The organism is Paenibacillus sp. FSL K6-2859, assembly GCF_038008265.1.
Classification (GTDB): Bacteria; Bacillota; Bacilli; order Paenibacillales; family Paenibacillaceae; genus Paenibacillus_AQ; species Paenibacillus_AQ nitricinens.
The window spans coordinates 188039-202210 of record NZ_JBBOYU010000003.1 but is presented as its reverse complement, the minus strand read 5'-3'; the positions used below and the strand labels follow the sequence as shown (position 1 = coordinate 202210).

Annotated in this window: 12 protein-coding genes and 1 pseudogene; 5 read left to right on the top strand and 8 right to left on the bottom strand. The window is 37.3% G+C overall.

Annotated elements, in window-relative coordinates; translation table 11 throughout:
- Positions 1 to 10 precede the first annotated feature (10 nt).
- On the top strand, positions 11 to 1732 hold the full coding sequence (locus MHB64_RS33570; RefSeq protein WP_341136500.1) for a hypothetical protein: 1722 nt from the start codon (positions 11 to 13) through the stop codon (positions 1730 to 1732).
- Between the two features lie 820 nt (positions 1733 to 2552).
- Here the strand turns inward: MHB64_RS33570 and MHB64_RS33565 are convergent.
- Positions 2553 to 2831, bottom strand: a pseudogene (locus MHB64_RS33565) (group II intron reverse transcriptase/maturase); the annotation flags it as partial.
- 176 nt (positions 2832 to 3007) lie between these two features.
- Here MHB64_RS33565 and MHB64_RS33560 point away from each other — a divergent pair.
- Complete coding sequence (locus MHB64_RS33560; protein WP_341136499.1) at positions 3008 to 3385, top strand: hypothetical protein; 378 nt, start codon at positions 3008 to 3010, stop codon at positions 3383 to 3385.
- Between the two features lie 477 nt (positions 3386 to 3862).
- Here MHB64_RS33560 and MHB64_RS33555 read toward each other — a convergent pair whose 3' ends face one another.
- Positions 3863 to 4561 (bottom strand): hypothetical protein, encoded by a 699-nt coding sequence (locus MHB64_RS33555; protein WP_094879046.1) that lies wholly within the window; start codon positions 4559 to 4561, stop codon positions 3863 to 3865.
- A gap of 434 nt (positions 4562 to 4995) precedes the next feature.
- On the opposite strand from MHB64_RS33555, the gene MHB64_RS33550 reads away from it, so the two are divergent.
- The gene (locus MHB64_RS33550) at positions 4996 to 5256 is read left to right on the top strand and encodes a hypothetical protein (RefSeq protein ID WP_341136498.1); all 261 of its coding nucleotides are present in this window, start codon (positions 4996 to 4998) and stop codon (positions 5254 to 5256) included.
- A 317-nt stretch (positions 5257 to 5573) separates the two neighbouring features.
- On the opposite strand, the gene MHB64_RS33545 is transcribed toward MHB64_RS33550, so the two are convergent.
- From MHB64_RS33545 to MHB64_RS33530, 4 genes are all read right to left on the bottom strand, one after another.
- Positions 5574 to 6413, bottom strand: a complete 840-nt coding sequence (locus MHB64_RS33545; protein ID WP_341136497.1) for a hypothetical protein — start codon at positions 6411 to 6413, stop codon at positions 5574 to 5576.
- Positions 6414 to 6834: 421 nt separating this feature from the next.
- Positions 6835 to 8178, bottom strand: coding sequence for a cell division GTPase (locus MHB64_RS33540; RefSeq protein ID WP_341136496.1), 1344 nt, complete (start codon positions 8176 to 8178; stop codon positions 6835 to 6837).
- Between the two features lie 12 nt (positions 8179 to 8190).
- The gene (locus tag MHB64_RS33535) at positions 8191 to 8622 is read right to left on the bottom strand and encodes a hypothetical protein (RefSeq protein WP_341136495.1); all 432 of its coding nucleotides are present in this window, start codon (positions 8620 to 8622) and stop codon (positions 8191 to 8193) included.
- Positions 8623 to 9383: 761 nt separating this feature from the next.
- Positions 9384 to 10607, bottom strand: coding sequence for a hypothetical protein (locus MHB64_RS33530; RefSeq protein WP_341136494.1), 1224 nt, complete (start codon positions 10605 to 10607; stop codon positions 9384 to 9386).
- Positions 10608 to 11228: 621 nt separating this feature from the next.
- On the opposite strand from MHB64_RS33530, the gene MHB64_RS33525 reads away from it, so the two are divergent.
- Both MHB64_RS33525 and lepB read left to right on the top strand, forming a co-directional pair.
- On the top strand, positions 11229 to 11432 hold the full coding sequence (locus MHB64_RS33525; protein WP_094877662.1) for a hypothetical protein: 204 nt from the start codon (positions 11229 to 11231) through the stop codon (positions 11430 to 11432).
- A 251-nt stretch (positions 11433 to 11683) separates the two neighbouring features.
- On the top strand, positions 11684 to 12271 hold the full coding sequence (gene lepB / locus MHB64_RS33520; protein WP_341136493.1) for a signal peptidase I: 588 nt from the start codon (positions 11684 to 11686) through the stop codon (positions 12269 to 12271).
- Positions 12272 to 12352: 81 nt separating this feature from the next.
- On the opposite strand, the gene MHB64_RS33515 is transcribed toward lepB, so the two are convergent.
- Together MHB64_RS33515 and MHB64_RS33510 are read right to left on the bottom strand one after the other, a co-directional pair.
- The gene (locus tag MHB64_RS33515) at positions 12353 to 13054 is read right to left on the bottom strand and encodes a hypothetical protein (RefSeq protein ID WP_341136492.1); all 702 of its coding nucleotides are present in this window, start codon (positions 13052 to 13054) and stop codon (positions 12353 to 12355) included.
- Positions 13044 to 13829 carry a ParA family protein gene (locus tag MHB64_RS33510; RefSeq protein ID WP_094877659.1) on the bottom strand — a complete coding sequence of 262 codons (786 nt, stop codon included), beginning with the start codon at positions 13827 to 13829 and terminating at the stop codon, positions 13044 to 13046. The genes MHB64_RS33515 and MHB64_RS33510 overlap by 11 nt, the downstream gene beginning before the upstream one ends.
- Positions 13830 to 14172 lie beyond the last annotated feature (343 nt).

Sequence of the window (14172 nt, the reverse complement as noted above, 5' to 3'; positions counted from 1 at the left end):
GAGGATTATCATGGAATTTACTGATGAACGACTTGATATACGGGAAGGTAACGAGTTGGCCCGTTATTTTGCATGGCTCAAACATGATATTCAAACAATCCGTCATTCGTGGGAAACGTCGGGAAGGGATTTGCATTCTATCCAGATCGGCAGCTCATTATATACCAGCACCTATGGTCTATTAGGATTTGTCACCGATTTGGATCAAGCAATAACAATATATGAATTAAATGCTAATGATTCTAATCTTAGGAGGCAAATAAGCATCTTTGAAACCTATTCTTACAACATTAGATCGAAACTTATGAGACTGTGGACAGCTTATATAGTAAGACTTCTTGATGGCCTTTCACAATTACCTCCACAATACATAAAACGAAATGTTCAACAGGATCTAAACTTTCTCTACAACATTGAATTTGAACGGATTTATAACTTGATAGAAGCGGACAAATTCGCAGAGATTCTTGAGTTGAACACTTCAAATTTGTACGACCGATTTACTCAAGAAAATACCATACCTTTACCTATAAAAGTACTAAATGATGGAACAATGCTATGGACAATCGGACAAGCGGAGCGGTATAAAAAGAATTTGGAATATACACATACACGCAAATGGAAGTTGCTTATCCCTATCGACAGAAGAGAACAAATCTTCACATTAGAAACAGATGATGATGATAGCCTTGAACCTCACGAACGTGTTTATGACTTCACTAACAATGCAATTGAAATTTTTAAGGATATAAGATTCTGTGATTTTTCTAGTGAAGAATACAGCAAAATAATTATTCACATTTCTAAGAAAATAGCAATCTTGCCTGAGGTATACTCTTCATACGCTCATCAGTTATTTAAAGAAGGCAAATATAGTGAAGCTTTTGATGCGTTCAAAAAAGTGGTTGAGTACTGCAGACCGGTTATTCCGAAAAACTTCACAGGTAAAATATTCGATGGAAACCAAGACTATTATCAGTACTCTCTTAGTTTTTTGAGCTATTTGTATTATTTGAAGGGGGATGTCGGACACGCATTAGGGTGTTTGGAAGCATTACAACCACATTTAACGCTCGATTATTTAGACAATACAGATGGAATAGAAATTCTAACGCAAGATCCAACCAGCTATAAAAGATGGTTTGAGGTTAATTTCATTCATGATTACGAAAACATGTCTCCAGCGGATAAAGAGTGGATTTCATCACCAACCTTAAGGGAGATTGATTTATCTTGCCCCCAAAAAATACGGCTGGATTCTAACTATAACCGCCAATCTGAATTCCAGGTCACAATGTCGGTGCGAGAGGAAATTAAGAAAGAACGCCTCTTGTTTGCATCCATTGTCGCAACTCTCGTTACGCTTGATGAACATGCGATTGATAACGATCCAAAACGAAGATGGGAAGGGCTTGGCCGGGCAGAAGGGGGGATTATATTTAAAAATGCAGCTGTTACCTTCCAAAGCGATGGGGTTAGAGTTAAAGATACTGAAATTCCGTTGGAGGAGCAAAATCTAATTTATCCGTTATTAACAGCTCGGGTGATTAATCGTGTATGTGATTACTATATTTCGACAACTACTGGTACTGTTGAGGAGAGACTCTTAAAAGCAGCAAGCAAATGTGTAGACACGAGGAAACACAACCTGCAAAGTATTTTAATGGAGATAAAGAATAATAAAACTGGGCGTTATATTGATTCCTGGTCAGGTTTTTTTGGAACGAATTGATGTTTATCTAGACTGATGCTGGCGCTGTAACTGTCCGCCGCCTGGCTCATCGATCCTGGGTATACACCCACCGTCACAGGCGCGTCGGCAGCAAAGCCTGGCGTCATCTGGAAGCACAAACTTGATCTAAAACTGCTCGATTTGAGCGGCGGCACTTACGCGTCGGGCAAAGCCTGGCTTTATTTGGAGCCCGGAAGTGTGATCTACAGCTGCTCGATCCGACTGCCGGCGCCAGCGTGTCCGAAGCAAAGCCTGATTTAACCGGGAGTACCAGGAGCGTGATTGCTTAGAGTCCTTGATATATAAGGGCTTTTTTTTAATGCAACCACATTTGCATCACACAGCTGTAACAATGCAATCGATTTGCTTCACAAAGACACTCTATGATGCTGAAAAGAATTAAATATATACGAATCTTTCTCCAATTGGGGGATATGCAACTGGATATGCTTCACTAATGCAACTGGATATGCTTCACTAATGCAACCGGATTTGCTTCAACGTACAAGTATAAAATTTGTATGAGAGGGTCATACTAATATGTTTGTCTTAGACATGTGCACAAAATTCGTATTTTAACCAATAGTCTAAAATTAGACTTAGAATAATACTAATTATTAATTGATCCTCGAACCTGTACAGTGACACAAAGTTTCCCGTTAATAATAATAAAACAGGTAATTTGAACTGCCATCTTTTTTTTGGCGGTTCTATTTTATATGAGAGCCTTCCTATATAGAGCTAATCTTTTTGTCAGTTACCCCTGAAGGAGTAACATTGCGTCATTTTCCTCTAAGGAGGTAAGTTTGGTGTCAATCCGTACCTGAGCGATTGCTTGTTGAATCATTCTGTCTGTCACGGTAGGTATTCCTAATAACCTAACGCCTCCGCCACCGGGTTTCGGGATTTCGACTCGGCGCACGGGGCTCGGTTCATAGGTTCCTTCTTCTATCGCTTGCCGCAAGGTTTGCCAGTTTTGTACGATGTGTTCTCGTAAGGATTTTACGGACATCCCATCTACGCCATGACTTCCTTTATTCGCTTCAACACGCTTTAAGGCTTGCAGAAGATTTTCCCGTGACAACAGTTGCTCCAACATTTTTTTTTTACCTCTCTTTACGTGATTTGTATCTTCCTCTTGTGCCAGAGATGAATTCTGCCCTGCCGAAGCTCCTCACGGGATTCACCGCTTCCTTCTTCAGTCAGGTCCTTTCGGATTTTTTTTTCTGCTTTCATTACTCATCTTGAACGCCTGGATGTACAAATACCTACTTCATGTTCAGCCCTTCCGCAGCTGTTGCAACAGCTTGCGTACTATGGCGTCTGCTGACTTCTGTGCGTTCAGCCTGCTCTCACAAGCAGGGTTACGAAGTGGCTTCGCCTACCGCACAGATCTCCCCAGGTAAGGACGCTATCTTCCTCTCCATCTATCTGCTTCATTTACTCTCGTATGCCTTTGACAGTATGGACTTTGGTTTGTTATGCAACCTCATCCAGCCTACGTTAGCCTTGTATGAAGTTCGTGTTCCTCAGACCGGAGATTTGCCGCCGGCTTCCTTCAGATTCCACCTCACGGTGGACACCCTTGCCTTAACTGCCTTCGCCATTCGGGACTTCAACCCTATAGATAGCGCCCATGCTGGGCGCACATAGAAAAGGAGACCTCTTCGAAATTAAGAGGTCTCCTTAGGTCAAAGAAAATATCTGTATTGTCCATCATAAGAAGATATAAATTTTTTGTATTATTTTTTTAGAAAATTCTTTACACCATCATAAATAACAAGTAATCCAATAATTATTGCTAATGATCTAATAATGAATTCAACATACAATAGAGGGCCCAAAATGTTGTCTGAAGAATAGGTATACCCTGTAAGGATTATTGGTGAGAACATAATTAATAAACCAATGATGATACTTGATAAGAGCAATTTGCTGTTTTTATCCACTCAATTATACACCCCCTAATCATTGGGTATTTGCAAGACAATAATACCATTATTTTTAATTAAAGGGAAACATATCAATTCATACTAATCTTTTCTACTCGATATATGTACTCTTTTAAAAAATAAAACCATGAAGGATCGCTAAAGTAATTAGATCCTTCATGGTTTGATCTTTTTTATTTTAGTACCAAGTAAAAGGATCGGATTGGAAAATCGTCATATACAAATTAGTAGCAGCGGTAGCAGAAATTCCAAGAGTTGTTGAACCACCAACGCCTATTTGTATATTACCAGTAACTGATTGAATACCACCGTTATTATAAAACTTCCCGTCTGCAATGTAGTAAATGGTATTTGCATCTTGAAGATTCACGTAAAGAGTACCAACATAAGTCTTTGCAACCGTCGTAGAACCATTATTATACAATGTATTCATACTTGAAGTCATAATTTTTATAATACCACGAAAACCGTCACCCTCACTTGTTTGACAGTAGAACTCCATTGATGGTCGATAGTAGGAGTTATTAATACCTTCGAGGTATTTGGTTACCGTTCTATATGTGTTTAAGCGTGCTGCCGATTCTCTACTTTCTAACGAAATTCTATTATTGGCACCAGAATTATTTAAAATGATTGCAGAGGCTTCTTCCTCAGTGATTCCTTGTTCTTCAGACATGAGTGAAACCAATTCATCGTAAGTTAAAACATCACTTACGATTACATCTTTGGACAATTGATCCAAATCATTTTCTAAATCGATAGTTTGTGCAATTGACGTAGCCGGACTTTCTTCAACACTACTCGATGCAAATGCAGGTGATCCTACCGCCAAGAGACACACAGATAAAGAAGTTAGTAATAGTTTCTTAAAACTCATTTTTATCACTCTCTTTCTTTTATTTGGAATGTTTTCATAACCTTTATTCTTTAATTAAAATAATCAGAAGACTGAATCTCAGAGCACTCAATGTATGAGATTAAGTACTCTTTTCATTTGGATGGAAGAATTGTACTTTCTTTGACGTACCTTTGTTCGTTGTCTAGGATTTCTTCAGCGATAGATCCTAACAGTGGGTGGGTACACAATTTTACTAGCCAACTTGCATGCGGTTTTATATTTTTTACAACTCTCCCTTCTTATGGTATATATCTATCTTACAACAAACGTAAAAATTTCCATTGGTATAAAAGTATTGGGTTAATATGTTAATTATGGTTCGTGTTTTTGCATACATAGTGTCGAAGTTTCATAAATATTGTTAGATATTAAATATATAGGGGCGAAAGTCTTAGGGCGATATATACTTGTAATTGAAAATCACTGAATACGATATGATGAATAGCCTTGTTCGTTTTCTTCTTAAATCGAGTAGGAGGGGGCGGCGAGCCTTCCTCTCCATCTATCTGCTTCATTTACTCTCGTATGCCTTTGACAGTATGGACTTTGGTTTGTTATGCAACCTCATCCAGCCTACGTTAGCCTTGTATGAAGTTCGTGTTCCTCAGACCAGAGATTTGCCGCTGGCTTCCTTCAGATTCCACCTCGCGGTGGACACCCTTGCCTTAAGCTAATGGCTACTACTGCCTTCGCCATTCGGGACTTCGACCCCATAGATAGCGCCCATGCTGGGCGCACATAAAAAAAGAGATACCTTATCAGGTACCTCTTCAGAATGTCGAGAAAGTCCAGAGGACTTTTCGACACTTCAATTCTTATATGGGGAGACTCATCTTTTAAAACAAAAATCGATTTAAAACGATCTGGAGACCCTAGTTTTTAGACTAATAAGACAATTTTAAACCCCCTGCAAAAAAACAGGGGGTTTCTCGACAGCCTGAAGAGATACCTTATCAGGTACCTCTTTTTAGTAGCTGTCTTTATTTTTGATTTATCCTACTTGCTCCATTTGCGACTGATCTTCTGGTCGCTTCCGAAGAATAGCCATTTTGTAGGGCCCTTCAAGTCCATCTATCATTTCAAGTTTGAATAGCTCACTCGCCGCCGATCCATCCGTAAAACATTGGTGTATGTAATGGTAAGTCGAAGGTTCGCAATAGTTTCTTATCTTTCGACCAAATAATAGACGAAGCCGATTTAAGTGAAAACCACCTTTAGGGTAGTCATGAGCATCAATCAATATAAACCCGCTTGGAGAAAGCAAATCGTAAAAGAGTCTAAGAGCTGGCATAAGATTCTCAAGTTTACCAAAGGAAAACCAGAGGATACCTTTAGGATCGTAAATTATATCTTGAGGGTCAGTGATTACTTGTGGCAGCGCATAGGCATCTAATTGCTCATATGTAAACTCTACCTGCGATGTTGTTACTGGTGCCTGATGATCCATTGGAGATCCATCACTGGTCCACATTCTGATTTTACAGTTCAAGCGTGCAGCCAATTCTTCAGCTAGCACCAATTCTTCTTGGCCATTATTTGCAGCAGGAGCTACTATTCTCAGTATTGGGGATTGAACGGGCCAAATTTTCAATAAAGGCTCCAGTTGTTCTATGACAACTGGCATCCAGTTAATTTCCTTTTTGAACCTACGAGTCTGGTTTCCCCATCCAGCAAGCGGACCATATTTTTCATATTCAATCCGGTGAGTAAGCTTTAATAATTGAATTGTTTTTGCACATATAATGAGATTAACACTCAAGATAAAAATTAAAGTAATAACCATAATTTTACACGATTGAAGTAAAATCTCTTCTGCAAAATCAAAAGGCATCGATACTACTCCAAACGCAGATAAAAACAGGTTTGTTAAAGTAATAACTAACAAAGGAATAAAAACATATATGCAAATGTACAAACTTATTATAGATAATCGGTGAAGTATACGGAACGCTGTACGAATTATAGGGAATCGGTTTATGGTTTTAACGAAGAAATATAAAAGCATTAAGGAAACTAAAACTGACACTCCAAGCCCCTTTAGTAGTATAAGTAAGAATTCTATAGCTCTATCCATAAATATCTCCTTCTTGAATGAAATAAGCCCGTTATACGAATTATGTTACACATATAATCCGATTCTTTTTATGGCTTTCCTTTAGAAGTTGCAAAATCTCTTGTTGTGTTAGTTAAAAAAGTGGGAAACGTATCACTGTGATGACGTTTCCCACTTTTTTATTAATAAGTGCTTATTACTATTTAGTTGAATCTTTAAATGGATTATAGGCAACACTTTTCTTAGCTACCTTTGTATCTTTCTTATCGAATGGATTTGCACCAGTGATTTTTCGAGCGCTTACTGCTGATGTGCCCTGAAGTAGCGGCTCTCCCATAGTAAATCCACTCGCTTGCTGCTCTCTCTCCACTTTTTTACGGAGTAGTTCCTCTGCTTCAACTCTAAGGTTTTTTGCTCTGGCAGGCAGGCCGCTCATATTTGCGATCGTATAAACAAGGATTTGTCGAGTTGTGCTCGAGGTAACTAATCCAGTATAAACACTTACATCTGGTATTTCTTCATTAAATCTGTTTCTAATTATGCCGAGGGCATCTTGATTAAGTAAATCTTTCCGATCTTTCGGTATCACGATAACTAAACCTAAACTTTGAAGATCTTTACTGTAACTAAAATCATTAGCCAATACGTTACGTCCCTTGTACGTATCTACTATCTCATTTATTAGGTCTTCTCGTGTGTTTATTTCAAGCATGTTAATTTTTTTCTTTGCAAATGTTAGAATACCCCCTTTGCAGAGAATCTGGTTCATCAAGTCTGTAGCATCCAGTGTGATATCGCCTTCCATGCTAGTCAGGACATTCCACTCATGCATAATTGACGCAACTTTGTAGTTACTATAAAAATCCCATGTTAATTTAGGTGCTTCTGGGTCATTCATGTGGTCTGTAAATATTTTTTCATTATCAAGGATTACTATATTTTCGAGTCCACGATAAATCTCCCCAGATAGATCTTCTCTAAAATCAGTCAATTTACTCACTAGTTCCGAAGTTGCGTTGTACGCATTAAGGCTCTCAACAGCATCCGGCCGAGGTAAAGAAATGATAGCACCAGTTTTTATTCGTAAACCATCAGAGATAGCATCTACAAGAACATTAATTGAACCAGTTGCGGTTCCTCCACCCATGGAACCTCCAACATAAATCATGTCACAATCCTTCATTACTTTAGCAATAACTTCGAATATTCTGGCTCCATTTTCTATAAACGCTTGCTTGCCTATTTCAGGATCTTTTCCGACCCCACGTTCGTAGCCTTCAAGCGAAAGCTGCATTGATTGAGGAATGTTTTTCAATTGGCCCATATCACCTAAGTTCGAGTTTACTATCATGCAGGGGTATATGGATTTTTGTGTTACTGGATGTTTAATTGCAGCAAAGGCATCTACAATTTTGGAGCCGCCTTGTCCTAAACCAATAAAACCATACTTTATTCCAGCAACAGCATTCTTAGTAGTCACGAATTGCTCAAGGGGCCATTTTCCGTCAAGAGATAAAGAAATCCGAGTAATTAGGTTTTCCAATGTTTTTCCTCCCTATTCTCTAGTGCCTGATATATTGTTTCTCTTTAATATTCCTTCTTGGTAGATTGCAGTTGCAATTTTACTTCCTCGTAATATTCTTTGATCAACTTCAAACAAGTCTCCCAATATTTCCTTTGCAGTCTCCCCAAATGGAGTTAAGTACAGCAAATCTGCTGTTCCCTCCTTACGTATTTCAACCATCATCGCTCCCTCCAGTTTTGCCACTCCCATACTTACCGGATAACGGAATTTAGTCGTCTGTTCAATTGAACTAGTATATCTTTTGAACTCTTCCTGTATTTGTGTCTTCGAAATTCCTTGGTCGGCATTCATTATGAGAGTGAAAATATCTAAAACCGTACCATGAAGATGATTTTTTACAAGTTCGAAAATAGGGATATTTTCTCCTGCATATTTATTTTCCAGGTCTGAAATACTTAACAAACTTATCCCCTCGCTTCTTAGGATTCAAAAATCCGCTATCTTTATTATACAATAAAAGGCGATTTAATTCAATTAAATAATACTAAATTGAATAAATGATGCACAATAAAAACCCTTATACATAAAGGGTTTTTATTGTTTCGATGTATTATGTTGATCATAGTTGAATTAATGATGCACTAATGTTTTTTTAGAAATGCATTATATAGATCAAATTTTACATGTAGTTTGACTTTGCTTACTTCTACCAGTGCTAATAGTGAAAAAACAAAAAGAGCCGTCCCAAGAATGGACGACTCTAAAATTTTAAGATCGATGCGAAAGCAGCTCAGTCTCATCATCGATTAATACGACATCATTGGCTTCTATGGCTGCTTTTGCTCCTTTAGAAAGCATACGCTTGTAGAAAGAAGGAACCATATCAAAAATAAATAGCTTGTATCCATTAGCGTTAGCTACAGTTCGGATTTCATGAAGTAATCCAAAACCATAACCCTTATTATGCCTGGGAGATGGGAATAAAGATATTAGTCAGATGAAGTTGCTTTGTTTTGTGAGAGACACCCAATTGGAGGACAAGAGTTTCAGTGAGTTTGTCCTTAGTTTGTTGAATTTCCACTTTCAGCGTTTCCTCAATTTGCAACTATCTGCAAGTGGCTAGACTGATTAGATTCCTTAATGTACCAAACTGCGGCGGCTGCGTGAGCATTTCTGAGCAGTCTATCTTTATCTTTATCCTCTTTCCTATATATCCAGTACATTTATTCTACAAGGTCCTGTTCCTCGCTTTGAAGTTTAAAAGGACTTTGTTTTCCATATCTTTGCTCAATCCACTGCTGATCAAATAAATCTACCCGCTCCCAGTATAAATCTTCGTCCTCATTAAAATCGAACGGATTAACAAATAGAAACTTTTCAGGGATAGAGTTCACCAAATTATCAATCAATTCCGTTTGACTTTTTATATCATGTCTTATCTCGAAAGACTCACCTGACCACTCTCGGAGTATTTTCTTTCTTATATACCTTACAACCTCCATGGCTCCTCCCTGTAGAGGATTTATTTCCTGCCTCACTGTATAATCTGGGTGAGTTTTATCCTCACCTTCTACACCAAGCGGATCAAAATTAATAGGTACCGTTGTAGTACCTGGGAAATCGCTATTTGTTTGGTAAGCTCTTATTTCTTTGTTGTTTTGATCGACTAATTTTACACTATCACCCGGAGCTTTTTGTATAGCATACTTCGTTACTTCCACTTCCCTATCAGGAGAGAAGGTTGTAACTTCATACTCTGCTCCTCTTACTCTTAGATGACTTCCTTCAATAATGCTAATATTCATTACTGGGCTGATACCTAGCTTCTTAAAAACACTGGGGCCTAAACTCAAAAGTCTCATTCTAATCGACTGTTCAATAGAGTCAGCCACCGTTTCTATACTTATACTGTAAGTTTCATTCGCATTAACTTTAGGTCTAATCCCCTTGCAAAATACTTCATGCAGAGAAAATGGACGCCATGATGGGAAGAAATCACGATCCATGAGTATTCCTCCTGTGCCAATGACTTCCCAAGTGAAGTCTTGATCTGGGAGAATTCCGATTTCCCAACCATTCCCTCTATATTGCAAATCCATACGAAACATTTTAAATTCATTAGTGGATTTGTTTAAAAACACTCCAATAATAGAAGACTCACAATCACTTTCCAGGTCAGCCATGATAGTTTCTAAAACAAATTTGAGTGGGCTGTCAGCTTGGTCCACATTCTCAAAATTTAATTGATCCTTTATAGAAGGGAGAATCTCTTCAAGCTTCGGCAAGAGGAACGATGGCTTCCCTGCCATGTAAATCATCAATCGGTTATCAAATCCAATATATTTGAGCCCTACATCTTGTTGAACGTAAGTTACTTCATTAGTCATCCGAAAGTCACTAATAATGCAACCTTGATTTTCATTTTTTATTGCTGCAATCAATGTCATTATGAAACCTCCTAATTATCTCATTAACTTACAAACACACTTTTTAATACAGCAATACTTACGTAATGGCAAGAAAGCTAGATTCAGAATTATTATAGAACTTTAGTAATTTTTTTATACCTGTTTTTGAGCTAATGATGGTAATGAGATTGGATCGTTTTTAACACATCACTGTAAATTTTGATTTGTGCTCTATTCGAATTGGTTTAAATGGAAGCACTTTTAGAAGTTACTATAATCAATTTATTTATGTACTATGGCTTGCGTTTGTGTACACAACTAATTACAATAAAGTGGATTGTATTTTCGTCTGTGACAAATAAAGCGCTAGACTAGCAAAATAAATTATTAGTCTGATGTCGATGGCGAGAACCAGTAATCAACCGGAGGTAGTATGGAAGTAGAAATGGCGAACGGCCCCTCTGAGTCGTTCGTGGACTCCCGGATGCTTTGCTGATTTCAAACGCGGAGTAACAACGACCGGTCACCCTGCCAGGCGCGTTTTGTGGAAGTCTAATGCTAAGTCGATTATGTGTTAGACCTTTGGTGCATGGATCAATCATAGTTGAGTGTACACTGATACATTTATAATTAATTATACCTACTCTGGAGGTACTGAAAATGAATGAAACTCAAGGAATGAGAGATCAATTGCACGATTGTTTTTTAGATATAAGAGGTGTTAAACCGAGCGAAGAACAAATCATAATTGTTGCCGAAGAAATCCCATCTTTCATTAAAGGATTAGCTCAACAATGGGGATGGTTTGATACAGAAGTTAGAGAAAAATTATACCTGTGGTTAGAGTCTAAATATTCGAAATAATAACGAAAATACAGTAGATTCCATAACCTTAACCTCTGCAATTAAGTTGGATAAAAAGCAGTTAATGTTTACGAAAAATAATGATTTAGACTGTACGTCAGCTCCGGCTGCGGTGGGTAGCGCAGCTGTGAAAAACTTATATCTATTAGAAAACTGGGGATATTTCATCTCAAAAATAATGACTCGCCAACAAATACATTATAGGCTTTACTTTCTTCGTTCAATTATCTGATTAAATAAGGGATGGTTACATGAAAAATAATACTATCGTAGACTCTACATCTAAAGAAAATTCATTCACTATGACATTATTCACTTCCAGCTGGGAGCTAATAAAAAGTGTTATTTATGCAATAGTTATTGTTGTTTTAATTCAACATTTTGTTGTATTACCTACTATTGTATCCGGTGATTCAATGAAATCGACAATGATAAACAATGAAAGATTTTTATCCCTAAAAGCGATTTATTATTTTTCAGATCCACAACAAGGTGATATTATCACCTTTCATGCTAGTAAAGTTAACGATTATGTTAAAAGGGTGATCGCTCTCCCTGGACAGGTGGTGGAGATAAAGAGCAATGTTGTTTATATAGACGGATCCCCTTTGCCAGAAAAATATCTACTTCCAATTAGAGAGTACTATGCTCAGAATGGAACAAGTGTCATAATGAAAGATTTTGGTCCTTATTCTGTTCCTTCAGATAGTTACTTTGTAATGGGAGATAACAGACCAAATAGTTTCGATTCGCGTGATTTTGGAGCTATCAAAAAAAGTAAGATCATCGGAAAGGCGGTTATTTCTTTTTGGCCACTTGATAAAATAAGATTTCTTTGAACTTGGAGTTTTCCTTTGATTACTTCGAAAAAAAGCTACTGCAGATTTTCTGCAGTAGCTTTTTGAATATATGGATATTTATTATTGAGGTCTTAGTCGATTAACTAAATGTGGATATTCTTGATGGATTAACAATCTAATGGCTTCATTCACAAATCTATATTTGAACCCTGTATCGTCACCAGCTAGTTCTTCAATTATGAGCGCAATTTCGTTTTCGATGTAATAGGACCTTTGTGTATGGGTATCTATAAGTCTTTCCTTTTTAAAGTGTTTAACTTTATAAGGTACAGATTGTGTCATTTCTGCGTTAGAAGTATTCATATTTTGTGTATCTACAGCTCCTTGAAGGGCGTTTCCCCCGCCCATTTTGTTGTTTAACGCTTCTATTTCATCTTGTATTGTTAATTCTGGATGGGTATCTGTAGAGTGTTTTAAATGTTCACCACTTGCTTGTCGACCCTTTGCCTCTTCTTGCCCTTTTAGGGGGTCAGAATGGACTTCAGGAGGCTTAGGACCGTCTTTATCTTTTCCCTGTCCTTCTTCTTGCCCTTTTAGGGAATCAGGATCGACTACAAGAGGGTTTGGGCCGTCTTTATCTAGGCTTTGTCCTTGTGATTCTCCTTGCCCTTTTAGGGGTTCAGAATCGACTACAAGAGGCTTAGGATTGTCTTTATCTAGGCTTTGACCTAATTCACTCACTTTTTTTGGAAACAAGGCACTATCTCCGGTAAGAACTCTACTTTTCATCCTTTCCTCGATAGATTTTACTTTAGCGGACATTATCTAACAACTCCTTATAGAATGGTTGATATTGTTTTATAATTGCTTTCAAATCTGGATTATCATCAAAGCCAAATGAAGGAAGTCTTCCGACAGCTGCTGTGCGTTTAATAATAGTATCAAATGTGTAATCCGGGTAAGTCTCAGCCACAAGATTTGAATAAAATTCATTGTCTTTTCGTCTGCTATCTATCATAGAGCGTAAAATCCCTATGACTTTTAAATCTGAATTAAGATGGTCCTGAACTTTTTCAACAGTTTCCAAGTAGCTTTTTAAGGAAGAAAAGCAGAACGCGCTTGTCTCAAAAGGTATGAGTACATAATCTGAAGCTGTAAGTGATACGATACAAATTTCTCCCCGCGCAGGAGGACAGTCTATAATTATAAAATCATAGAGATGTTTAACTTTTTCAAGTGCCTTTTGTAATGTGTGCTGATAGAGCACCTTTCTATCACGAAGTTCTATGTGAAAGTAGGGTCCTAGTGTATTGATGTTTTCATCACCTGGTAGGATGTGAAGCTTCTTGTTAATTTGATATATGTAATTACTAGCATCTTCATCTAGGATGGCATTATAGACCGAATTGTCAGTAAATTCGAATATATCCTCTACACCTGTTAATAATTGTGTGAGATTTCCTTGGCCATCTGCATCCACTGCAAGAACCTTGTATTTTTTACTTAACAGATGGCAAAGGATGCTAGAAACAGTTGATTTTCCGGAACCACCTTTTGTGATGCCGACAGAAATAGTCTTCGCGGAAGAGTCCGCCATATTCGTAATACCTCCTATATTAAATAGTGGTTATGATGCCTCATTTATAAGTTTAATTGATTTTAAAATAGTATGTCAATCTGAAGACAACTTACGTTTTAATTATACCTTTCGTTCTAACACTAATTAAACAATTAAATTAAGATATACGATTGATACTAATCATACATTTATGTATGCATTTAAACATGCATGCATAAATAAATCTATACATAAATGTATTTATAAAAGTAAATTCACAACTACAACTAAAATAAAAAGATCAACACATATATAATTATAATCTGTAACGGATAGTTATATAAAAAGTAAAATTATATTTATATATAAATATAATTTTATA

Bases quoted from the DNA above. Each gene is read 5' to 3' on its own strand.
- MHB64_RS33570 (WP_341136500.1), top strand. From the start codon at position 11: ATGGAATTTACTGATGAACGACTTGATATACGGGAAGGTAACGAGTTG.
- MHB64_RS33560 (WP_341136499.1), top strand. From the start codon at position 3,008: ATGTTCAGCCCTTCCGCAGCTGTTGCAACAGCTTGCGTACTATGGCGT.
- MHB64_RS33555 (WP_094879046.1), bottom strand. From the start codon at position 4,561: ATGAGTTTTAAGAAACTATTACTAACTTCTTTATCTGTGTGTCTCTTG.
- MHB64_RS33545 (WP_341136497.1), bottom strand. From the start codon at position 6,413: ATGCCTTTTGATTTTGCAGAAGAGATTTTACTTCAATCGTGTAAAATT.
- MHB64_RS33530 (WP_341136494.1), bottom strand. From the start codon at position 10,607: ATGACATTGATTGCAGCAATAAAAAATGAAAATCAAGGTTGCATTATT.
- MHB64_RS33525 (WP_094877662.1), top strand. From the start codon at position 11,229: ATGAATGAAACTCAAGGAATGAGAGATCAATTGCACGATTGTTTTTTA.
- lepB (WP_341136493.1), top strand. From the start codon at position 11,684: ATGAAAAATAATACTATCGTAGACTCTACATCTAAAGAAAATTCATTC.
- MHB64_RS33515 (WP_341136492.1), bottom strand. From the start codon at position 13,054: ATGTCCGCTAAAGTAAAATCTATCGAGGAAAGGATGAAAAGTAGAGTT.
- MHB64_RS33510 (WP_094877659.1), bottom strand. From the start codon at position 13,829: ATGGCGGACTCTTCCGCGAAGACTATTTCTGTCGGCATCACAAAAGGT.